Raw genomic sequence first — 22,635 nt, forward strand, 5'->3', positions numbered from 1 at the left:
TAAGAGCAACAAATAACTCTTAATATCAATTCCATTTCCTAGCGACATGTTAGATAACATAACTAGGTAATTGTTGTTCCTGTTTGCACAAACGCTGCCAATCAACCATTGGCATACGCACCTCAAGGCCAATTGAGCCGTCCTCTTCAAGCCATTCACGTTCAATCGCATGAAGTTGATAAAAACGGCTACGTAAGCGGCCTTCACTAGGTGGTAAACGCATTTCAACATGTGCGATTTCACCTGAAAGGCGTTCCGTCAATGCTTGTAGCAACAAGGGGATACCTTCACCCGTTTGCGCTGATACCCAGACACGAACCGGTTTGTTATCCTCATTTCTGTCGATACGCGGGATAAATTCTTCCAGCATATCCACTTTATTCATAACTAAAAGTGTCGGAATTTCATCAGCTTCAATTTCTTCCAATACACTTTCGACCGCATGAATATTTTCATCCAAACGGCTATCTGCTGCATCAATCACATGAAGCAATAATGTTGCTTCGCGAGTTTCCTGCAGTGTTGCTTTAAAGGCAGCAACTAAATCATGAGGCAGATGGCGAATGAAACCAACAGTATCTGCAAGCACAACAGTTCCTACATCATCGACATCAATACGTCTTAATGTTGGATCCAGTGTCGCAAACAGTTGATCCGCAGCGTAAACGTCAGAAGCCGTCATCCGGTTAAATAAACTCGATTTACCGGCGTTGGTATAACCAACAAGCGAAATCGTTGGAATATCCGCTTTATTTCGCGCCTGACGCCCTTGTTCACGTTGTCTTTCTACTCGGCCGAGACGGGATAAAATCTGACTGATTTTTCCCCTTAATAACCGACGGTCAGTCTCTAACTGAGTTTCACCAGGGCCACGTAAGCCAATTCCGCCTTTTTGTCGCTCAAGGTGCGTCCATCCCCTCACTAAGCGAGTTGATAGATGGCGTAATTGCGCAAGCTCAACTTGAAGCTTCCCTTCATGCGTGCGCGCCCTTTGAGCAAAGATATCTAAAATGACCCCTGTGCGGTCGACGACCCGACATTGGCATAGCCTTTCGAGATTACGTTCTTGCGCTGGACTCAGAGTATGGTTGAATAACACCACATCCGCGCCACTTTCCTTCACCGCCTCCGCGATTTCTTCCGCTTTCCCTTCTCCGACATAATATTTAGGATGAGGAGACTTACGACTGCCTGTGACTATCTGTACAGGTTTAACGCCTGCCGATGTCACGAGTGACTCAAATTCGGTTAGATTTTCCGTGTCCTTTTCTTGTGAGAAAAAAACATGCACTAATACAGCCAGCTCACCGCCTTCATACCTATCAAACAAGGGCTATAACCTCTTAGGCTTAATCACTATCAATACAAAGGAAAAACACAGGTAAAGTCTCCCTACCTATGTTTTCCTTGAATTTTAACGCACAACTGGCCTTACTCAGCGGCTTCGCCATCCTGTTGAGTAGGAGCACCAGTGTTATAATTGCCATTACCTGCCCCACCAGCAGCACTACCGCTATGATGAGAAACAGGACGAGCAGGGACAACGGTAGAGATAGCATGCTTATAAACCATCTGGCTAACCGTGTTTTTTAGTAAAATGACAAACTGGTCAAAAGATTCAATCTGACCCTGCAATTTGATGCCGTTAACCAAATAAATTGAGACCGGAACCCTTTCACGACGTAATGCGTTCAGGAACGGATCTTGCAAAGATTGCCCCTTAGCCATTCTATGTTTTCCTTATTTTGTTGTTTTTAAATGAGAATCTTTCGATTCCAAAAAGTAACTACTCAAAAATTGCGCTTAACATTCTAATTGTACACAAACCTTGGCTCTATGCACATATAACCTGCATAACAGACTTAAGCGCTAGCTGTGGTTGTTCACTATCTAGCCAGTGAACATTTTCCCAGCTTCTCAACCAGGTAATTTGACGTTTTGCCAATTGGCGTGTTGCACAAATTCCCCGATAAACCATTTCATCATAATCTGTTTCGCCTGCCAGATAAGACCACATTTGTCGATATCCCACACAACGGATAGAGGGCAAGTCAACATGGAGGTCACCTCTGTTATAAAGCGCTCTAACTTCCTCTTCAAATCCAGCATCTAACATCTGATGAAAGCGTTGTTCAATGCGCTGATGTAAAATTTTACGATCTTGAGGCGCAATAGCAAACTGAAACACATTATAAGGTAATTCTTCACCTGCTGTTTGAGTCATTTCAGTCAAAGTTTTCCCTGAAATGAGATATACCTCTAAAGCTCGAGATAATCTTTGCGGATCATTAGGATGAATCCTAGCCGCCGCAACCGGATCAACCTCAGCTAAACGACGGTGAATGTCAGCCCATCCGTGTTGCTGTGCAATATCTTCAATCTCAGCACGGATAGCAGGATCCGCTGAAGGCAATGGTGAAAGCCCTTCTAACAACGCCTTAAAATAAAGCATTGTGCCACCCACCAGTAATGGAATTTTACCTTGAGAAGTAATCTCCTCCATTACATTTAATGCGTCTCGCCGGAAATCGGCGGCGGAATACGGCAAAGAAGGATCGAGAATATCGATCAGATGGTGAGGGGCTTGACTAAGTTCCTCTGCATTTGGCTTCGCTGTACCGATATCCATACCACGGTAGATCAACGCCGAATCGACACTGATTATCTCCACAGGCAAGTGTTGACGCAAAGCAATTGCCAACGCGGTCTTACCGGAGGCTGTCGGCCCCATCAGGAATATAGCATTCGGTTTTTTCTGAGTTAACAGTTCACTCATTTGTTAGTGTAGCTACCACGGGTTGTAAATTAATTAATTGTAATAATGTTGGTGACGGCTTTTTGACATACTGTGGACAAAGCCGCTCAACATCAGCGAGTAACTGAACTGCTTGTGCTAAGCTCCAGCTTTCTTGCATTTTTTCTCGAGAAACTGTTTTTGCAAGCCATTGAGCAATATCTTGATGAGAGACATGCTCTTTTGTCGACAAAAAATTCAGCAAACCTGAAAAAAGCTGAGATAAATTTTGTGTTCTTAGCGGTAACGATACCGCATGAATAGTTACTTTTCCATGAGATATCGTGGCTTCAACACCAAATAATGTCAATTGTTCCTTGTTACGTTGAAAAACCGCAATTTCATCAGCACTCAATGATAATTTTAACGGGATCAATAATGGCTGAGGTTTCAACGCTTCACCCTTTGGTGATAATTGAGCCAACTTCAGCAAATAATTTGCTTCTGTTAAGGATAACAGGATTAGCCCTAATGAAGACTCAATTAATGCAAAGTTTTTTGCGTAAATTGTCAATACTTTGCCAAATGTGAAGTTGTTGGCATTTTCTGCGACTGATTGGGAAGAAATTGTTGAAACATCTAGTGGTTGTCGAGCCGGAAATAATGGTTTTTTATCCTCTTCAGCCACAGGAACCGACATTAACGCCTGATATAACTGCCCTGCTTTTCGGTCATAATTTGAGGAAGAAGGGGAATAAGCGCTTTTTCCTTGAATATCACGATTGACTGATACCGCTGGCTGGGCCGATAGTGATGGCGTAAAACGCGCTTTTTTTGATTGCTCATCATGCTCTTGCTCGCGTTCTTCTTGAGTATAGGCCGCTTGTTTATTTTCCTGCGCACTAAAACTTGTTGGTGATGAAAAATAATTATCGCCTGCGGAAGTCCGATTGGCTAATTCATGCGTAACAGGCTCAATGCCAGGCAATTCATCGGCGCCATGAGCATTCAACAATGCTGTCCGAACCCCTTGATAAATAAAATCATGGACTAAACGAGCTTGATGAAAACGCACCTCATGCTTAGCAGGATGCACGTTCACATCAACTTGTTGAGGATCTATGGTCAAGTAAAGGACATAAGCGGGCTGTTGATTATCATCAAGGTGTCCTTCATAAGCTTGACGAATAGCATGATTGATTAACCTATCTCGCATCATGCGGCCATTCACATAACAGTACTGAATATCACTGACAGAAAGCGTATTGTCAGGGGAGACTACCCAGCCTTTTATACCGAGATCGCCGTGCTCCCACGCGATTGCCAATGCGCCTTGCATAAACCCTGTTCCACAAACCGTTGCTAATCGACGTTCTTGTTGCACTTCATCATGAGCCGCTCGGTATTGCTTAACAAGTTTACCGTTATGATTCAAATTAATCGCTACGTCAGGCCGAGAAAGTGCAATACGTCGCACAATTTCGTCGATATGACCAAATTCCGTTTTCTCAGTACGCATAAATTTGCGGCGAGCGGGGGTGTTATAAAACAGATCAAGCACTTCTACCGTAGTGCCGTTTGGGTGAGCAGCAGGCTTTACCGTCACCGTCATATCCCGCCCTTCCGCATACGCTTGCCATGCTTCGGATTGTTCCGCGGGCTTTGACGTTAACGTTAAGCGTGAAACTGAACTAATACTGGCCAGCGCTTCCCCTCGAAAGCCCATACTCATAATGGCTTCAAGATCATCTAATGTCGCTATCTTACTGGTTGCATGACGTGCTAAAGCCAAAACTAATTCATCTTTACTGATGCCATTACCATTATCGCGAATACGAATTAATTTCTCCCCACCACGCTCAATATCGATATCAATGCGTGTTGCACCAGCATCTAAGCTATTTTCAACTAACTCTTTAACAACCGAGGCAGGACGCTCCACTACCTCTCCAGCAGCAATCTGGTTAGCAAGTTGAGGGGAAAGAATCTGGATCGCCATCGCTATCACCTCTTAATTAGGTGCGGCTTGCAGAGGGTTTGCTAGGAAATATTGGCGCAAACCTTGATGAATTGCTTCAGCAACTTGCTCTTGATAAGCGTCTGATTTTAGCAATTGTTCTTCCGCACTATTACTAATGAACCCTGTTTCAACCAAAATTGAAGGGATATCCGGCGAACGCAGTACGCCTAAACTGGCATGCTCAGGGCTACGTTTATGAATATTGCCAACTTTTCTGAGTTGTTTAATCACTTGGACGGCAACGTCATACCCCACTCGCTGTGAATGACCAAATTGCAAATCAAGGACCGCTTGGCTCAAATAAGGATCCGCACCACTTAAGGCATCACCAGCTCCACCTAATAATTCAGATTGTTTTTCGCGCTGCTCAAGCCAGTTACCTAATTCACTGTTAGCACGACGATTAGAAAGAACCCATACCGATGCCCCTCTCGCACTGCTGTTTGGCGCGGAGTCAGCATGAATAGACACTAACATATTGGCGCCTTTCTTACGTGCAACATCAGAACGGCCACTCACTGAAATAAAATAATCACCGTCACGGGTCATTGCCGGCTTAAACATGGGGTCTGCCGCCAATTTGGCATACAGTTTGCGCGCCACACTCAAGGTAACATCTTTTTCACGATAACCATTTTTACCAATCGCACCGGGGTCTTTACCACCATGGCCCGCATCAATTGCAATCACCACCTGTTTAGCACCTTTTGGCATCGTTTTATTGGCTTGCACTGGTACAGGCGTTTTTTGTTGTCCCGCCGCGTTCATTTTTAACGGCTTATCCTGTGCACTATTATTGCCAACGGCCTGTACTGGTTGAGTTATGTTATTCGACGGTGCAGATGTCCCACCTTTCCCTGTCGAAAGGCTAAACACCACTTGATATTGACCAGCAACTTGTTTCAGCGACGTTTGTACCTTGGCTGCTTTTGTCAGCTCCAAAACAATACGTTTATGCCGACTATCCGGTGGCTGACTCGTGCGAACAACTTTCACTAAATCACCCGCAGGGAGTTTCATCGGTAAACCCATAATTTCGCCATTTTGTTTAATATCAATGACGAGACGCTCTGGCGAATGCAGGGGAAAATATTTGTAGTCAGGGTTACCTCCAGCAAAGGAGAGTGTGACCTGTGCACTTGATGGGCTGTTATCTACTTGAATGTTCGCTAACGTTGCTGCCTGAACAGGCCGTGCAACGAGACAGAGCGCAAAAATCATCAATAGTAATAAGTAGGAAGCAATGCGCCTATCGGTTATTTTTCTTGGTAATGCATTCGTCATGAGCAATATATCCTTAAAGAGCGGGTAGTTCTTCTAACAACGACTCCCCATTTGCAGAAAAAGCAATCAAGTGAGCCTGACGTCCTTTATCCTGATAGGTCAAATGAAGTTCCAAGTCCGCCTCAGGTAGAAAACCTTTACCTTGTTGAGGCCATTCAACTAGGCAGATCGACTCAGGGGAAAAATAGTCACGGATCCCCATAAATTCCAATTCTTCTGGGTCGGCTAAACGATAAAGATCAAAATGAAAAACTTGTCGCTCAGGGAGATCATAAGGCTCAACCAGTGTGTAAGTCGGGCTTTTCACATGACCTTGATGCCCTAATGCCTGCAAAAAACCTCGACTAAACGTTGTTTTACCCGCCCCAAGATCGCCATACAAGTTAATCACAGCACCTTGTTTGCAGGCCTGTGCAACTGCACGCCCTAGTGCCACGGTTTGCTCTTCGTTGGCAAGTTGTAATATGCGTTCTTTCATGAATTATTCAATCAGCTATAGTAAGGAAAAAACAGATCAATGTTGATATTAACGACTATATTAACTCAAGCCGATCCATTTTTCTTAAATAACATTACAGAAATATTGGCATCATGGATATTAAATTAGTCATCGAACTTAATCACACAACGAGATTAACAAGTCGATATTTTGTGAATTCACCTAGCCATGATAAAGTTCTCAAGAAATGGAGGGCGTCCAGCTTAGATGACTGAACACGGTATTTGGGGTCTCACTCAAATAAGATGCATTCACAGACAAACAGACCACCAAACGTCAATAACGCTTAGCAAGGTATAGAGCCTAGTATCACGATAAAATCTCATGGCAACACTTCTTGATCTCAACCTTCTCGCTCAAAATATCAAGCAATGGGGAGTAGAAATTGGCTTCCAGCAAGTCGGTATTTGTGACACTGACCTTTCGTTAGAAGAACCAAAATTGCAGGCATGGCTGGATAAACAGTATCATGGCGATATGGCGTGGATGGAACGCCATGGAATGATGCGAGCAAGGCCACATGAGTTACACCCTGGCACATTGCGCGTCATTAGTGTACGTATGAATTACCTTCCTGCAAAAGCCGCTTTTGCGAGCACTCTCAATGACCCTAAACTGGGGTACATTAGCCGTTATGCCTTAGGTAGAGATTATCACAAGCTACTTAAAAAACGCTTAAAAATGCTGAGTGACCGTATTTTAGCCTATTGTCGAGAACACACCTGTTCAGAAGAACTCAATTTTCGCCCTTTTGTTGATTCTGCTCCCATCTTAGAACGTCCACTCGCCGTCAAAGCCGGTTTGGGCTGGACGGGTAAACATTCGTTGATCCTCAATCGTGAAGCTGGATCCTGGTTTTTTCTCGGTGAATTGCTGGTCAACTTACCCCTTCCTGTCGATCAGCCCGTTGAGGAGCAATGTGGCCGTTGTGTTGCCTGTATGACAACCTGTCCGACGGGGGCAATTGTTGAACCATACGTTGTGGATGCTCGCCGCTGTATTTCTTACCTCACAATTGAACTGGACGGCCCAATCCCAGAAGCGTTTCGCCCCCTAATGGGAAACCGTATCTACGGTTGTGATGATTGCCAATTAATTTGTCCTTGGAATCGTTTTTCTCAATTAACTGACGAAGAGGATTTCAGCCCAAGACGGGTGCTACACACACCGGAGCTTCTCGATCTCTTTAGTTGGGATGAAGCCACTTTTTTAAAAGTCACTGAAGGCTCTGCAATTCGCCGAATTGGTTACCTGAAATGGCTAAGAAACATCAGTGTGGCATTGGGAAATGCGCCTTATCAAGACAATATCGTCATCGCTTTACGTTCCCGCTTAGGCATGGGGGAAATGCTAGATGAACATGTTCAATGGGCGATACAACAACAATTGAATCGTAGAGAAGAAAACCAAGTGACTATTCAAACTTCACAACAGAAACGCCTTGTACGTGCCATATCTAAAGGTTTGCCTAGAGACGCTTAAAAATAATACGTCATTATATCCTAAATAGACAAAAGTCAACCTCGTGTGAATAAAATAAAAAATTGCTTAACTGACAATGGTTAAAGGATTTGCAAGTTATGACACCCACATTTTCAGCAATTTTTTTATACTTTAAATTCAATAAGATAATTAATAACCATTGGAAATTATTTTTTCAATTATGTAAAAATACTCACAGACACATCCTGTGGATAACTCTGTGTAATAAAGTATTACAGAGACTTATAAGCGACTTTGTTTCGATAATAGATTGTGGATAACTTATTCACGGCAGGAAACTAAAATAAAGCGACTTTTTGCTACTCACAACAGAAGTAAAGTTATAAAAATGTAAGATTGGAACAATAAAATTAACTAAAACGGCAAAAAATAGATCTTTTGTATACTACGCAACCAAAACTATAACATTTGAAATAATAATTTATTTCCCCAATCAGTAAGGGGTGGCTATTCTATGGCGGCAACCTAATGAATGCAAGCAGAAAAATCCCCAAGATCCTAAAAAGATCCCGAACCGTATCAAGACAGCGCCTTTCGCTTAGGCTTAAAAGAATAATCGCCATATCGTTCATGATATTCAATATCGATAAATAACGGTTTTTGCTTAGGTAAGCGATCTGTGGCTTTAAAATGAGTGTGGATGGCGTCGAAAATACAGTGAATTTTGGAGCGGGAAACGAGACTCGAACTCGCGACCCCGACCTTGGCAAGGTCGTGCTCTACCAACTGAGCTATTCCCGCATTTGGTGTGAGTACTGCAACTAAAACACTAAGAGAGATTGGAGCGGGAAACGAGACTCGAACTCGCGACCCCGACCTTGGCAAGGTCGTGCTCTACCAACTGAGCTATTCCCGCAGACCGAAAATAGTGTTTTAGCAAAACATTAAGAGAGTTTGGAGCGGGAAACGAGACTCGAACTCGCGACCCCGACCTTGGCAAGGTCGTGCTCTACCAACTGAGCTATTCCCGCAAAACTGCATCTTTTTGCTTTACCGTACAGATAAAAATCTTCATCGGTACGGGGAGCGCATTATACGAGAAATTGCACGGCAGGCAAGTCCCTTGTCGCAAATTTTTCATTTTTTTGTTCGTTTGCTGATAAATTGGGCATTGTGATGATTTTATCAACGATGAAAGTAACCTTCTGATTTCAATCGGTTAACACTTTTTTACTTTTGTGTTATTCCGCATAACGCACTCAACAATAAAGCACGCTAACAGACATGTTGACAGCCATTTGATGATAAAGAGAGATGAGATAAATAGCGGTAAGCAGTTAATATCGCAAGCAACGGAGTGCCTTCAATAGGCATTCCGTTAACTCGACTTAGCAACAGGGCTTATTTATTGAGATCTGCACTCATTGTCACGAAATTACCAACACGCGCACTGGTAATTTTGTAGCTGTCCGCACCCGCCTCTTTTGCTTTCTGAGCAATCATAGCTTCGGTAGAAGCTAGCGTGTCACCCGTTGCTGTAACCGTTTGAGCTGAAGCGCCGAAAGCCGCTAAAGATAACAATGAAGCTGTTGTTAATGTTTTAATCATGTTCATAATTTTTATCCTTTAATTTTATCGTTAAAATTGACTTGATAACCCTTGTTATCTGCTATGCCATTAATTTAACCTCAAGTTACCGCAAATAAAAGTAACTAAATTTGGCTTTGTTTATCAATTTTTTTGAATAAAAATAGCGAGATCAGCACTTCATCCTATTAGGAAAATAAGTCATGAATACGTCAACAATAACGAGGAGTTAAAGAAGGTCAGCTACTAACATAAATAGGCCACTTATCGGTGGCCCATCTATTTTTAATCGCCTGGTCTAATCGGCTTTATTTAATAAAAGTTTCGCGGTAATAGGCTAATTCAGCAATGGATTCACGAATATCATCTAATGCTTGATGGGTACCTTTTTTCGTAAATCCCCCCAGTATTTCCGGTTTCCAACGACGAGCTAGCTCTTTTAATGTGCTGACATCAAGGTAGCGATAATGGAAATAACTTTCTAATTCAGGCATATAGCGAAATAAAAAACGACGATCTTGACCAACACTATTACCACAAATTGGTGAAGCGCCTTTTGGCACCCACTGCTCTAAGAAAGCAATCGTCGCTAATTCAGCGTCATGTTCACTGAACGTACTGCTTTTAACACGTTCAACTAATCCACTTCCTGTATGCGTATTGACATTCCATTCGTCCATCAAATCCAATTGCGCTTGTGTTTGATGAATCGCAATGACAGGACCTTGTGCTAAAATATTAAGTTGACTGTCCGTAACAATAGTCGCGATTTCGATAATACGGTCACGCTCAGGATCGAGACCGGTCATTTCTAAATCGATCCAGATTAAATTATTCTCATTCTTTTGCATCATATACCCTAACTTGATCCGGTGGAATTCGTGTATGATAGCGCGTTTGAGGTATCGACGCGATCCACTCAATGAAGCAAACAAAAAAACTCAGCCAACAATATCAAGAGAGGTCAGGTGGCTAAGCAGAAATTGTCAAAAGGCCAGCAGCGCCGCGTGCAGGCAAATCATCAAAAAAGACTGAAAAAACAAAATGTCACTGAAATTGATGATAGTCAACTAGGAGAAGCACAAGAAGGGCTAGTTATCAGCCGGTTTGGACAACATGCTGATATTGAAGCCAATGACGGTACATTGCAGCGTTGTAACTTGCGCCGCACTATCTCGTCTCTTGTGACTGGCGACCGTGTTGTTTGGCGCCCGGCACTGAATACGCAAACAGATAACAAGGTGAACGGCATTGTCGAAGCGGTTCATGAGCGCCGCTCAGTCTTAACACGACCTGACTATTATGACGGGCTGAAACCCATTGCTGCGAATATTGACCAAATCGTGGTGGTTTCGGCAATCCTACCGGAACTTTCTCTCAATATTATTGACCGCTATTTAGTGGCTTGTGAAACCGTTGGTATTCAACCAATTATTGTTCTGAATAAAATTGACCTGTTAGACCAAGAGAACCGCGAATGGGTCAGTGAGCTGATGACGATTTATCGCGATATTGGCTACCAAGTCCTCGAGGTATCCAGTCATACCAACGAAGGAATGGAAGCGCTCACTAACTTATTAGAAGGCAAAATATCGGTCTTTGTGGGGCAGTCCGGCGTGGGTAAATCCAGTTTACTGAATGCATTATTACCACATAATGAGGAAGCTATTTTAGTAAATGAAGTGTCTGACACCTCGGGGTTGGGTCAACACACGACAACAACGGCGCGCTTGTATCACTTCCCTCATGGAGGTGACGTTATCGACTCTCCGGGCGTGCGTGAGTTTGGCTTATGGCACCTTTCAACGGAACAAGTCACCAAAGGATTTGTCGAATTTAAAGATTATTTAGGTGGCTGTAAGTTCCGAGATTGTAAACATTTGGATGATCCCGGCTGCCTACTGCGTGAAGCAACAGAAGATGGGAAAATCGCGGAATCACGCTTTGAAAATTACCACCGTATTTTAGAAAGCATGGAGCAAGTGAAACCGCGTGGTAATTTCACGGGGAAAGAGAAATAAACCGGCTTAAAACGTAAGTGTGTGCTTACATTTTTTTATGGATGCACAGGCTAAAGGTAAAGATTTTTAAGCCCATCGAAACAAAATAGCCTATTTAAAAAAGCAAAGGTACAATAACGCCTTTTTGCTAACTGGCCTTTTCGAATTTGAGGTTAACGTGCTAGATAAGATTAAAATACGTTTACAATATTTATTACCAAAACAAGGTCTTACACAACTTGCGGGCTGGTTTGCCAACAAGCAAGCTGGCTTCATCACTCAGTGGGCCATAAAACTATTTGCTAAAGCCTATAAAGTGGATATGAGTGAAGCACAAAAAAGCGAATTCACCGCTTATGCCACGTTTAATGATTTTTTTGTACGACCATTGAAAGACGAAGTTCGCCCATTGGTTGAAGGTCAACATCAATTAGCCCAACCTGCTGATGGCGCTGTCAGCCAATTAGGCCCAATTCAAGGCGGTCACATTTTCCAAGCCAAAGGTCACAATTATACGGTGGAAGCTTTACTGGCGGGTAACTATCAGTTGGCAGAAAAATTTCGTCACGGCGACTTTATTACCACTTACTTATCTCCAAGTGATTATCACCGTGTTCATATGCCTTGTGATGGCTTATTAACCGAAATGATTTATGTTCCTGGGGATCTTTTCTCTGTGAACCCACTCACTGCCGCCAATGTACCGAATTTATTTGCACGTAATGAGCGCCTGATTTGTGTGTTTAAAACCGAGATAGGTCTGATGGTACAAATTTTAGTTGGTGCAACAATTGTCGGTAGTATTGAAACCGTCTGGAGTGGCTGCGTTAATGATCAACGCCAAGGTATTATTCAGCGTTGGACTTATCCAGACCAATTAACTGAAAATGCGGTATTCCTGAAAAAAGGCGAGGAAATGGGTCGTTTCAAACTTGGCTCAACCGTTATCAACCTGTTCGAAGCTAATACAATCCGTTTCAATTCTTCACTGATCCCAGGTTATGCTACCCGTATGGGTGAGCTATTAGCTGAAACGGTCACAAATGACACTTTAGCGGCGGCTACCGCTGAACAAACAGAAACTCAGTAATACTCAATTAATGATTTGAAGGAGCTCCCGACTGTGCGCTTGATTATCAGTTTTTTTTTCAGCCTGCTAATCGCCTTTTCTGCGGCTGGGGCTCCTAATACCACGCTAAATGAAGCACAGATTAAGCAGGAGCTGTCTCAACTAGATCCTAGCAAAAATCCCAAAGATGCGGAGATAGCGCAAGCTTTACAAGGCGCTCTCAACTGGATCAGTGAAGCCAATGAAGCGGATGCTAGAGCCAAGTCTTACCAAGACGCCATTGATAATTTCCCTAAAATTATTAAAGGGTTAAGGCAAGAATTACTCAATGAAAGTGATGAGCCACCGGCTATCCCTGCCAATATCAGTTTGTCTGAGCTTGAACAACAAATTATTCAAGTCAGTAGCCAACTACTTGAACAAGGAAGAAAAACTCAGCAAGAACAAGATAAAGGACGTGAGATTAGTGAGTCACTCAGTGCGCTTCCCAAGCAGTTGTCAGAGTCACGACGCTTGCTTTCTGAAGCGGCTTTTCGTTTACAATCGCTAAGTACGCCCTCGACACCATTAGCGGAAGCGCAGTCAATCCTTGCTCAAGCAGAAGTAAGTGCTCGCAAATCCGAAGTTAATGAATTGGAAATGGCACAGTTATCAGCCAATAACCGCCAAGAGATTTCCCGTGTCACATTAGAGATCAATAAAAAACGCTACAACCGGCTAGAACTTGAACTGCAAAAATTGCGTGAAGTGCAAAACACGTTACGTCAGCAAAAAGCCGTATTAGCCCTTGAGCATACTGAAATGCTGGCTGAGCAAGGCGAGCTGACCCCTTTTCTAAAAGAACAAATTGATATTAACCGCAAATTGTCACAAGAGCTAACTGACCAAGCGGTTCGCATGAACAATATCAGTACTAGCCAAGCAGAAATTTCCTCGGGTATCCAAGATGCACGCCAAGCACTCACCACTATTCGTGAACAAGCACAATGGCTTGACGGTTCAAGTACGTTAGGAGAAGCCTTACGCACTCAGTTATCACGCCTACCTGAGATCCCTAAAAGCCAACAGCTTAACCGTGATATGGCTGACTTACGTGTGCAAAGGCTAAACTATGAAGACATGCTTGATCGGCTATCCAAGCTGGATACTGCCACACAAGAAACTGAAAATAATTTAAGCCCAGCACAAGCACAAGTTTATTCATCGCTGATCAAAACGCGTAAAGAACTGCTCACGGCACTGATTTCAGGCTTTGATACAGAAATGCTTGAGCTAACGAAATTAAACGTAGCCACTAGCCAGCTCACCGATGCATTGAAAGATGTAAAAGATGCCTCACATCGTTATCTGTTTTGGGTCGCTGACGCACCGCCAGTAACGCTTCACTATCCTGTCTTATTGATCACTGATATTACCCAGTTGCTCTCTTTAGACACCTTATCGCAACTGACCGGTGCCTTAAAGGTGATGCTGACGACCCAAGATACTTTTTTGTATCTGCTCGGCTCAATTATTTTAGTTATCTTCAGTATCAGCACTCGTAAGCATTATCAGGATTTTCTTGATCGCGCTAGCTTACGTATTGGTAAAGTCACCCAAGACCATTTTTACCTCACTGTACGAACCATTTTTTGGTCTATCATTGTGGCGCTACCACTCCCGATGATGTGGTCCGCCATTGGCTACGGGTTACAAAGTGCATGGCAATACCCGATGGCGGCGGCGATAGGCTATGGCGTCAGCGCGACGACGCCGGTGCTATGGCTGTTTATGATCAGTGAAACCTTCTCTCGCCCCACAGGGTTATTTATTGCACACTTCGGCTGGGATAAAGATGCCGTAAAACGTGCGATGCGTTACTATCGCCTCGCTATTTTCGTTATTGTCCCCTTGATGATGGCGCTGATTACTTTTGAGTATTACAGTGACAGAGAATTCGCCTCAACCATTGGTCGCTTCTGTTTCTTGTTACTATGCTTTGCATTGAGTTTAATGACCAATAACTTGCGTCGCACACACGTTCCACTCTACCTTGATAGACATGGCTCAGGCGATAATCTCATCAACAAGGCATTATGGTGGATGCTACTCGGTGCACCAGTCGTCGCTGCCTTTTTCTCTCTGTTAGGGTATTTTTCAACTTCTCAAGCCCTGCTCGGTCGTTTAGAAACCTCGGTTGCCATCTGGTTTGTGTTATTAATTATCTATCATACTATCCGCCGTTGGATGTCAATTCAGCGTCGTAAACTCGCCTTTGAACGCGCCAAACAGCGTCGTGCAGACATCTTAGCCCAGCGGGCAAAAGGAGAGGATGACTCACAACAGCCAAACGCCAGTGGAGAAGGTAGTATTGATATTGATGAGCAAGTGATTGACCTTGATGCGATCAGCGCACAATCCGTCGGCTTAGTACGTTCGATACTTACGATGATTGCCTTAGTCTCTCTGATTTGGCTATGGTCTGAGCTGCACACTGCATTTTCGTTCCTTGAAAATATTCGCTTGTGGGATGTCACCTCTACCATTAATGGTGTTGATACTGTGCAACCAATCACGATGGGATCGATTTTTATCGCCATCTTGATCATCATTGTCACCACGCAATTAGTCAGAAATTTACCTGCATTGCTTGAGTTAGCGGTGTTACAGCATTTAGATTTAACCCCTGGCACGGGTTATGCCATAACCACACTGACGAAGTACTCACTCACTATCATAGGCACCATTGTTGGTTTCTCTATGTTGGGGATCGATTGGTCGAAATTACAGTGGTTAGTCGCCGCCATGGGGGTTGGGTTAGGCTTTGGTTTACAAGAGATCTTTGCCAATATCATTTCCGGTCTAATGATCTTGTTTGAAAAACCTATCCGAATTGGTGATACCGTCACCATACGCAATTTAACGGGTAGTATTACTAAGATTAACACCCGTGCGACCACCCTGACTGATTGGGATAGAAAAGAAATTATTGTGCCCAATAAGGCCTTTATTACAGAACAGTTTATCAACTGGTCTCTCTCTGACACCATCACACGTATTGTTATGACTATCCCTGCTCCTGCGGATGCAGACAGCCAGCAAGTCACCTCCATCATTCTCAGCGCGGCTGAACGCTCGAGCATGATATTGGATAACCCGAATCCTGAAGTTTATTTGGTCGATTTACAACAGGGTATTCAGATTTTCGAATTACGCGTCTATGCTGGCGAAATGGGGCACCGCTTACCAGCACGGCACGAAATCCATCAAAATATATTGGCGGCATTTGCTGAACAAGGGATTACCTTGCCATTCCCTCCATTCCAAGCACGCGTGGATATACGTGATAATGCATTACAAAGTGCAACGAATAATCTTGCAGGTCGCAATCCTCCACGTAAATCAGGAGAGCTATAACCGCAGAACTTAATGGTCAATAACTTAGGTTATTGACCATGATACTAATTTTTAAGGTAGTGAAATGAAAGCACCTATTGATCCACAAGATGAGCAGGTTTTATTACGAGTCACTCAATTTGATAAAGTTGGCTCGATCCTCTTTTTCCTGATCCCATTGATTATCTTGTTAGTCGTCGGAAAATCATTTGCCGTCTATATACTCTATTTATGGCAAGCGCTTTCCCTACTCTATATTGTGGCTTATCGCATGTTGGTGAGTAAATTATCAACCAAAGCGTTACAGTTAAATGTACGTAGAGGCTGGGGATATAATCGGTTTTATCGTATGAGTTGGGCCTATCTCGTGCTATCGATCATTATCATGGTGGGATATCGGATCATATCCCACTGAGTTTACTGTTCGTCAGCTCGCCTTAGATCCATAGGATTGAATATAATTCTCAGCGAGTTGCTGTGCTTGTTTTAAGTCATTTTCATTTAATTGCTCGGCAATTTTATTTTGCAATTTCTGGCTCTCTTTATTACCACTATAAACTGCGGTTGCCAGCCAAGCATAAGCCTGTTGCAGGTTTTTCTTGACACCTTTCCCTTCTGAATACATAACACCTAAACGATCTTGCGCTTTTGCATCACGCTGTTTAGCTGCTTTACGGAACCAAAACACGGCTTTTTCATTATCCTGATCAACACCGCTACCAATTGAATACATTTGGCCGATGTGGAATTGCGCAATGACATTGCCACCTTGCGCTGCTTTCCTAAACCAATAAGCTGCTTTTTCGAGATCTTGTGCAACACCAAGCCCTTGTGCATACATCATCGCCATGTTGGTTTCTGCACGGGTGTCATTTTGTTTAGCGGCTTGTTGATACCAAAGCATCGCCTTATCGTAGTCTCGACGCACACCGAAACCATTCACATACATCGTACCTAATTGGAATTGTGCATCCGAATTACCTCGGTCACCTGCTTTAATAAACCATTCCGCTGCAATTTTTGAGTCCTGAGAAACGCCATTGCCTTTAAAATAGCGCTGACCAAGAAGGTATTGCGCTGTTGGATCACCTTTTTGTGCTAACTGCGTAATTTGCTCTATGGTCTGTTGAGGAGGTGCCGATTTTGTCGACGGCGTGGCAAGTAACAGTGAACTATAGCAAACAGAACCTAATAAGAGCGCTAACGCAATTTTTTTCATCCTAAACAACCCTCAACAGTGCAAAATACCGACTGAGAAAACAGTGTGATCCATTATTATCGGCAGGCTGCGGTTTGACTATAGCCTAAACTCACAGCCGACTCGTCATAGTTTAATGCGACTTTCATACAGAAAGAATAGGAAAATTGAGTTTATTACTGATTTAGCACATTTTTTACTTTTATTATAGAAACTGAGGTATTTCCTGACCAAGTCAAATAAAAACAGACTGTTCTCTAAAAAATAAGACAAAATTATTTATAGTGCGCATCAATGAGTATGGTTTGACCTCACCCATTCAGTAAGACAGTATTAAGCGATGTATCTCTACCCGTCCCCTTATTTTATGCAACCGCTATTGCAATAACGCATTTATTTCTGCGTGATTATTCCATGAATCGTATTGAATGGCTGACTATGGCCACGGGCTGTTGCAATAGCGTGACCCAGCTTTCCGTACTCACAACACTTCCTTCTTTTATTTTTCTCAAATAAAAATAAAATCTATTTTTATGTTTTTATATAAATCCGATTTAATAAAGGAATATTTATCCGTGATGCTATTGACTATGTTAACGCCAATATCGAGTATAAATAATTAGAGGCAGTATAATTTGCCTCTAATTTGGAATAATCTCTTTTTCGTGTTGTCAGTTAACCAACAGGATGAGTGAGATACAGTTTTCTCAGGTAGTTTGCTACCGCATCATCTGCATTAGAGCCAATAATTTCAAGTTGTGGTAATTCATCTTTGAGCATTTGATGAGCATTTTCCATAATGCAGCCTTTACCTGATAAGGTCAGCATTTCTTTATCGTTCATCCCATCACCAAAGGCGATACAATCATGAACTTGATAGCCCTGCAACGCCGCAACTTGTTGCAACGCTTCACCTTTAGAAACCACTCCAGCCATCACTTCAAGGCAACTACGTAATGAAAATGTCACATTGACGCGGTCTTGCCAACGCTCACGGATCCGATTTTGTAAATCGACTAACAGGTCGTGATCTTCACTCGTGTAATAGACTTTACACACGTCAGAAGTATCAAAGTTATCGCGCTCAAATAAGGTATATTGAAACACGGATTCTTTGAAAAACTCTTTTTGTTCAGGGCTTTCGCGGTTAATAAACCAGTCATCACCACTGTAATAGTTAGTCACAAGATCAGGATTATCGAAGTCCATCAAGCACAATTCATGTGCAATGTCAGGATCAACATTATGTTTAAAAATCAGTTCGCCCTTTGTATTGTGAACTCGAGCACCATTGGAGGTGATCATATAAGCATCAATACCTAAACCATCTCTAATTTGTGCAACATCCACATGATGACGGCCCGTTGCAAACACAAAATGGATATCTTGTGTTTCGACTAACTGTTTCAACGTTTCCTTGGTAAAAGAGGTTAAATCATGATTGGGAGATAAAAGCGTACCATCCAAATCAGAAGCAACAACAGGATATTTCATAAATCATTCCTAACTAATACTGCTCAAAAAAATCACAGATTGCATTAAGTGCCATCGCTCTTAGTGCATCCACTTCAAACAGGATTTCATGGTGTGCCCCTTCTATCACGAGAGGTAATTTTTCTTCTCTTCCTGTTTGTGCTTTTTGCCGACTTTGACAAAAAGCCTGTAGCTCTCGATTGCTGACCACTTTATCTTCACTTGCTTCTAGTAGCATCAGTGGTACATCAATTTCTCCCGCTCTTGCAATCAACTCATCACCAATTGCAAAACTTTCTTTTAGCCAATGATAAGTTGGCCCTCCAAGACGCAAGTCAGGATAGTCGGCATAATAACGCAAATAACGCCGATAGCGCTCTTGACTGTGTGTCAGGACGTTAATCATATAAGGTAATGGCTGCCATTTACCCGTCGATACCGCATACTCATTACGCACACTTTGGTGTAATTCTGCCCTATCAACAATAAAGCTGGCTAGCCAATGTGGTATAGGTAAATTAATCCCAATCATAGGCGCACAAAGCGCAGCCGCATCAAAAGTCACCTTATCTCGCAATAAGTAGCCTCCTAGGATCGCTCCTCCCATCGAGTGGGCTAAGGCATAACATTTGAGATAATGCCGACATTGCACTTCAAGTTCAATAAACTTTGCAAAATCATCGATATAATCAGTGAACTTTTCAACGTGCCCTTTTTGTGGATCGGCAAGCATACGTCCTGATCGTCCCTGCCCTCGATGATCCACAATAAAGACATCAAAGCCAAGATGATAAAAGTCATAAGCAACTTCAGGATATTTCACATAGCTTTCACTACGCCCTGGAGAGATCACAATGGCTTTACTGTGCTGAGAATTGATAAAACGAACGTAACGGATAGGCACATCATCTACCCCCAAAAATTCAGCTTCCTCTCGCTGTATCCAGAAATCCAAAAGAGGCCCGTTGGTAAACGCAGCAAATTGAGCTTCTCGATTTAACCAGCTCTCTTTTAGCTTCTCAGGGGTCATTATATTTATCCTTTCGTCATTCGTAACCTTCAAGATGATCCCGAATCAATGTCATAAAGGCATCACCAAAGCGTTCTAGCTTCCGTTCTCCCACGCCGTTGATCAACAACAATTCTGAGGAAGACGTAGGGCAGTGCTCTGCCATTTCAATCAGTGTTGCATCATTAAAAACCACAAATGGGGGGATGTTTTCTTCATCGGCTATAGATTTACGTAATTTGCGTAGCTTAGCAAACAACTTCTTATCATAGTTGCCCCGATAAACTTTGTTTTGCTGATTACGGCTTTTTGTTACCAAAACGCGAGGAACGGCTAATTGCAGTGATGATTCACCGCGTAAAATCGGCCTAGCTGCTTCAGTAAGTTGTAATGCGGAGAAATGAGTAATATTTTGTGTGATCATGCCAAGGTGAATTAATTGACGGATCACACTCACCCAATGCTCATGGCTTTGCTCTTTTCCGATACCGTAAACAGGTAATTGGTCATGGCCTAATTCCCGAATACGCTGATTATTCGCCCCACGTAATACTTCGACAATATAGCCGATACCAAAACGTTGACCAACACGATAAATGCACGAGAGCGCTTTTTGTGCATCGACTAAACCATCATACTGTTTTGGAGGGTCTAAACAGATATCACAATTCCCACACGGTGCCTGCCTATTTTCGCCAAAATAATTGAGTAGTACCAATCGACGACAAGTTTGTGCTTCAGCAAATGCGGCTATCGCATTTAGTTTATGCCGTTCAATATCTTGTTGCAGACCCGCGGGTTTTTCTTCGAGACAGCGGCGTAGCCATGCCATATCAGCGGGATCATAAAAAAGGATTGCTTCCGCCTCAACCCCATCACGTCCGGCACGTCCAGTCTCTTGGTAATAGGCTTCAATATTGCGAGGAATATCAAAATGTGCAACAAAACGCACATTCGACTTGTTGATCCCCATACCAAATGCCACTGTTGCCACAACAATTTGCAAGTTGTCTTTTAAAAAAGCATCCTGAACCCACTCACGTTGCTGGCTATCTAATCCCGCGTGATACGCTGCAACACTTAGCCCCCGTTTTTGTAAGCGTTCGGCGGTTTCTTCCACTTTACTACGGCTATTACAATAAACGATACCAGCCTTGCCTTTCTGGGCTTTAATAAAAAACCAAAGTTGTTCCAGTGGCTTATACTTTTCTACTAAGGTATAGCGAATATTCGGTCTATCAAAGCTACTGATTTGTATCAACGGGTCATGTAAATCGAGCAAGCGAACAATATCTGCTCGTGTTGTTTCATCTGCCGTTGCTGTTAATGCCATCACTGGCACATCGGGAAAATGTTGTCTCAATTGGCCAAGGGCACGATATTCAGGACGGAAATCATGGCCCCATTGTGAAATACAATGAGCCTCATCGACGGCCAATAGACTTATATTCCAATTAGCCAGTTGGTTTAGAAAGTAGTCAGTCAGTAATCTTTCAGGGGCGATATACAGTAATTTCAAAACACCTTGCGCGCACAGATCCATGACCTCACGCTGTTCTTGGGCGGTCTGAGAAGAATTTAAACAAGCCGCACTAATGCCATGAAGTCGTAATTGATCGACCTGATCTTTCATTAATGAAATTAAGGGGGAAACCACCAGCGTCACCCCCTCCTTGACTAGAGCAGGCACTTGATAGCACAGAGACTTACCGCCCCCTGTTGGCATGAGTACTAAGCAGTCACGATGGTCAAAAATTGCTCGAATAACGGCTTCCTGCCCAGGGCGGAAAGACTGATAACCGAAAGTACTGTTGAGTATACTTTCAGCAAGTGAAAACTGGGAGATCACTTCTGCAGTAGACACGCGGATCCTCAAATTACAAACTGATAGCTGCCCGTCAGAGAGCAGCGTCTAAATAGTGGGTTAGTGCCCGAAGCCTTTCAAGGTATCGCTTGAATTAAGGTTGTCGTATGCTAACAAATAAGTGCTAACGACTAAAGCATATCATTTAGCATCACACCGATACCAAAGCGAGTTTGCCGATAATCATAATCGATCATGGATTCGCCGTAACCGCTAAATAATTGGGTATAGAACCTCACATGCTTGGTGATTGGATAGCTCCAACCTAGCTCAGCCGCACCATAGCCACTATTCCAGTTATAACGCCCCGTTGCCGTAAATACACTATCACCTAAGGCATAACCTACTTTTAACCGGTAATAGCCCATATATTTGGTGATATCTTTATTATCATCACTTCCTTCACTTTCGTGAATGCGATACCAAGGTTTTAAATCGACTTGCCAGTTACCATTTTGGGCCATAGCACGTGCATAAATACGATTCCAACTGCGTGACGTCGGCTCAGAACGGCCATTCGACTCATGGTTGAAACCCGTTTCTAATTCACGCAACGTCCAACCCCCCCACTGGTAGTCAGTCGCCCAACCAATAAAAATTTGCGGTTCATAGTTAGTATCACGAAAGGGTGAAGATTCTTTTTTATTACTTAATTGCCACCAAGAACGTTGCGTATAAGATGCGGCTAAGACGGAGTTATCCCCCGCAATCCCTCTCCATAAAGGAAAAGCTAAACTCAGTTGAAATTTTACTTCGTCATGTAAAGCATCATCACCCCAATTATAGGTTTGTATCGCTTCCTTATTTATTGATGAAGTATAAGTATAAATAATGTAGTTAGACTCATATGGATAAAGTACAAAAGGATTATCGTAATTTTGTAATAAACCCGAAATAATACTCCCTCTTATTGGCTTGTTATCTGTAACTTCTTGCGAATTTGGCGTATCCGATTTTTCTGCCGCAAATAATGATACGGACCAAAAACAGAGCACTACACTAAGTAATTTGTGAAAAATGCGCATTCTGTTATTCCTATTTTGTACATTCCCAAAAAAAGTTTTTCTCATTTTACACATA

Annotated in this window: 18 protein-coding genes and 3 tRNA genes; 5 read left to right on the forward strand and 16 right to left on the reverse strand. The window is 42.9% G+C overall.

The window, feature by feature from the left end:
• Positions 1-49: 49 nt before the first annotated feature.
• The 6 genes from hflX to tsaE all read right to left on the reverse strand — a co-directional run bounded on the left by hflX (position 50) and on the right by tsaE (position 6,516).
• Positions 50-1,330: a ribosome rescue GTPase HflX gene (gene hflX / locus ACWPW6_RS17095; protein WP_154623463.1), complete on the reverse strand. Its 1,281-nt coding sequence runs from the start codon at positions 1,328-1,330 to the stop codon at positions 50-52.
• Positions 1,331-1,431: 101 nt separating this feature from the next.
• Positions 1,432-1,728: an RNA chaperone Hfq gene (gene hfq / locus ACWPW6_RS17100; protein WP_154623464.1), complete on the reverse strand. Its 297-nt coding sequence runs from the start codon at positions 1,726-1,728 to the stop codon at positions 1,432-1,434.
• Between the two features lie 106 nt (positions 1,729-1,834).
• A complete protein-coding gene (miaA, locus tag ACWPW6_RS17105; RefSeq protein WP_154623465.1) occupies positions 1,835-2,776 on the reverse strand; it encodes a tRNA (adenosine(37)-N6)-dimethylallyltransferase MiaA in 942 nt (313 codons plus the stop codon).
• Positions 2,769-4,733 (reverse strand): DNA mismatch repair endonuclease MutL, encoded by a 1,965-nt coding sequence (gene mutL, locus ACWPW6_RS17110; protein WP_249999453.1) that lies wholly within the window; start codon positions 4,731-4,733, stop codon positions 2,769-2,771. The genes miaA and mutL overlap by 8 nt, the downstream gene beginning before the upstream one ends.
• Positions 4,734-4,745: 12 nt before the next feature.
• Positions 4,746-6,038, reverse strand: coding sequence for an N-acetylmuramoyl-L-alanine amidase AmiB (amiB, locus tag ACWPW6_RS17115; protein ID WP_163863229.1), 1,293 nt, complete (start codon positions 6,036-6,038; stop codon positions 4,746-4,748).
• Positions 6,039-6,051: 13 nt separating this feature from the next.
• On the reverse strand, positions 6,052-6,516 hold the full coding sequence (gene tsaE, locus ACWPW6_RS17120) for a tRNA (adenosine(37)-N6)-threonylcarbamoyltransferase complex ATPase subunit type 1 TsaE (protein ID WP_154623468.1): 465 nt from the start codon (positions 6,514-6,516) through the stop codon (positions 6,052-6,054).
• 345 nt (positions 6,517-6,861) lie between these two features.
• Between tsaE and queG the strand changes: the two genes are divergently transcribed.
• The gene (gene queG / locus ACWPW6_RS17125) at positions 6,862-8,019 is read left to right on the forward strand and encodes a tRNA epoxyqueuosine(34) reductase QueG (RefSeq protein ID WP_154623469.1); all 1,158 of its coding nucleotides are present in this window, start codon (positions 6,862-6,864) and stop codon (positions 8,017-8,019) included.
• 686 nt (positions 8,020-8,705) lie between these two features.
• Here queG and ACWPW6_RS17130 read toward each other — a convergent pair.
• From ACWPW6_RS17130 to orn, 5 genes are all read right to left on the reverse strand, one after another.
• Positions 8,706-8,781, reverse strand: a tRNA-Gly gene (locus tag ACWPW6_RS17130).
• Positions 8,782-8,820: 39 nt separating this feature from the next.
• Positions 8,821-8,896, reverse strand: a tRNA-Gly gene (locus ACWPW6_RS17135).
• A 39-nt stretch (positions 8,897-8,935) separates the two neighbouring features.
• Positions 8,936-9,011, reverse strand: a tRNA-Gly gene (locus ACWPW6_RS17140).
• 370 nt (positions 9,012-9,381) lie between these two features.
• On the reverse strand, positions 9,382-9,594 hold the full coding sequence (locus ACWPW6_RS17145; protein ID WP_196713725.1) for a YdgH/BhsA/McbA family protein: 213 nt from the start codon (positions 9,592-9,594) through the stop codon (positions 9,382-9,384).
• Between the two features lie 281 nt (positions 9,595-9,875).
• Positions 9,876-10,418, reverse strand: a complete 543-nt coding sequence (gene orn / locus ACWPW6_RS17150) for an oligoribonuclease (protein ID WP_154624509.1) — start codon at positions 10,416-10,418, stop codon at positions 9,876-9,878.
• Between the two features lie 117 nt (positions 10,419-10,535).
• Here orn and rsgA point away from each other — a divergent pair, with 117 nt between their 5' ends.
• The 4 genes from rsgA to ACWPW6_RS17170 all read left to right on the forward strand — a co-directional run bounded on the left by rsgA (position 10,536) and on the right by ACWPW6_RS17170 (position 16,426).
• On the forward strand, positions 10,536-11,588 hold the full coding sequence (gene rsgA, locus ACWPW6_RS17155; protein WP_163863233.1) for a small ribosomal subunit biogenesis GTPase RsgA: 1,053 nt from the start codon (positions 10,536-10,538) through the stop codon (positions 11,586-11,588).
• Between the two features lie 157 nt (positions 11,589-11,745).
• Positions 11,746-12,657, forward strand: a complete 912-nt coding sequence (gene asd, locus ACWPW6_RS17160) for an archaetidylserine decarboxylase (protein ID WP_249999454.1) — start codon at positions 11,746-11,748, stop codon at positions 12,655-12,657.
• A gap of 33 nt (positions 12,658-12,690) precedes the next feature.
• Complete coding sequence (gene mscM, locus ACWPW6_RS17165; protein ID WP_163863237.1) at positions 12,691-16,032, forward strand: miniconductance mechanosensitive channel MscM; 3,342 nt, start codon at positions 12,691-12,693, stop codon at positions 16,030-16,032.
• Positions 16,033-16,096: 64 nt separating this feature from the next.
• Entirely contained in the window at positions 16,097-16,426 is a 330-nt protein-coding gene (locus ACWPW6_RS17170) for a hypothetical protein (protein ID WP_154624512.1), read from the forward strand.
• A 12-nt stretch (positions 16,427-16,438) separates the two neighbouring features.
• Here the strand turns inward: ACWPW6_RS17170 and ACWPW6_RS17175 are convergent, their stop codons facing one another.
• From ACWPW6_RS17175 to pldA, 5 genes are all read right to left on the reverse strand, one after another.
• Complete coding sequence (locus ACWPW6_RS17175) at positions 16,439-17,230, reverse strand: tetratricopeptide repeat protein (RefSeq protein WP_154624513.1); 792 nt, start codon at positions 17,228-17,230, stop codon at positions 16,439-16,441.
• A gap of 654 nt (positions 17,231-17,884) precedes the next feature.
• A complete protein-coding gene (gene yigL, locus ACWPW6_RS17180; protein ID WP_154624514.1) occupies positions 17,885-18,703 on the reverse strand; it encodes a sugar/pyridoxal phosphate phosphatase YigL in 819 nt (272 codons plus the stop codon).
• 13 nt (positions 18,704-18,716) lie between these two features.
• Positions 18,717-19,712 (reverse strand): lysophospholipase L2, encoded by a 996-nt coding sequence (pldB, locus tag ACWPW6_RS17185; RefSeq protein ID WP_154624515.1) that lies wholly within the window; start codon positions 19,710-19,712, stop codon positions 18,717-18,719.
• Positions 19,713-19,728: 16 nt separating this feature from the next.
• Entirely contained in the window at positions 19,729-21,555 is a 1,827-nt protein-coding gene (gene recQ / locus ACWPW6_RS17190; RefSeq protein WP_247046955.1) for an ATP-dependent DNA helicase RecQ, read from the reverse strand.
• 131 nt (positions 21,556-21,686) lie between these two features.
• Positions 21,687-22,580 (reverse strand): phospholipase A, encoded by an 894-nt coding sequence (gene pldA, locus ACWPW6_RS17195; RefSeq protein WP_154624517.1) that lies wholly within the window; start codon positions 22,578-22,580, stop codon positions 21,687-21,689.
• Between the last annotated feature and the right edge of the window lie 55 nt (positions 22,581-22,635).

This window comes from Providencia sp. Marseille-Q8014, assembly GCF_965112055.1.

Coding starts and splice junctions, on each gene's coding strand:
- hfq (WP_154623464.1), bottom strand. CDS start 1,728: ATGGCTAAGGGGCAATCTTTGCAAGATCCGTTCCTGAACGCATTACGT.
- miaA (WP_154623465.1), bottom strand. CDS start 2,776: ATGAGTGAACTGTTAACTCAGAAAAAACCGAATGCTATATTCCTGATG.
- mutL (WP_249999453.1), bottom strand. CDS start 4,733: ATGGCGATCCAGATTCTTTCCCCTCAACTTGCTAACCAGATTGCTGCT.
- amiB (WP_163863229.1), bottom strand. CDS start 6,038: ATGACGAATGCATTACCAAGAAAAATAACCGATAGGCGCATTGCTTCC.
- tsaE (WP_154623468.1), bottom strand. CDS start 6,516: ATGAAAGAACGCATATTACAACTTGCCAACGAAGAGCAAACCGTGGCA.
- queG (WP_154623469.1), top strand. CDS start 6,862: ATGGCAACACTTCTTGATCTCAACCTTCTCGCTCAAAATATCAAGCAA.
- ACWPW6_RS17145 (WP_196713725.1), bottom strand. CDS start 9,594: ATGAACATGATTAAAACATTAACAACAGCTTCATTGTTATCTTTAGCG.
- orn (WP_154624509.1), bottom strand. CDS start 10,418: ATGCAAAAGAATGAGAATAATTTAATCTGGATCGATTTAGAAATGACC.
- ACWPW6_RS17170 (WP_154624512.1), top strand. CDS start 16,097: ATGAAAGCACCTATTGATCCACAAGATGAGCAGGTTTTATTACGAGTC.
- ACWPW6_RS17175 (WP_154624513.1), bottom strand. CDS start 17,230: ATGAAAAAAATTGCGTTAGCGCTCTTATTAGGTTCTGTTTGCTATAGT.
- yigL (WP_154624514.1), bottom strand. CDS start 18,703: ATGAAATATCCTGTTGTTGCTTCTGATTTGGATGGTACGCTTTTATCT.
- pldB (WP_154624515.1), bottom strand. CDS start 19,712: ATGACCCCTGAGAAGCTAAAAGAGAGCTGGTTAAATCGAGAAGCTCAA.
- pldA (WP_154624517.1), bottom strand. CDS start 22,580: ATGCGCATTTTTCACAAATTACTTAGTGTAGTGCTCTGTTTTTGGTCC.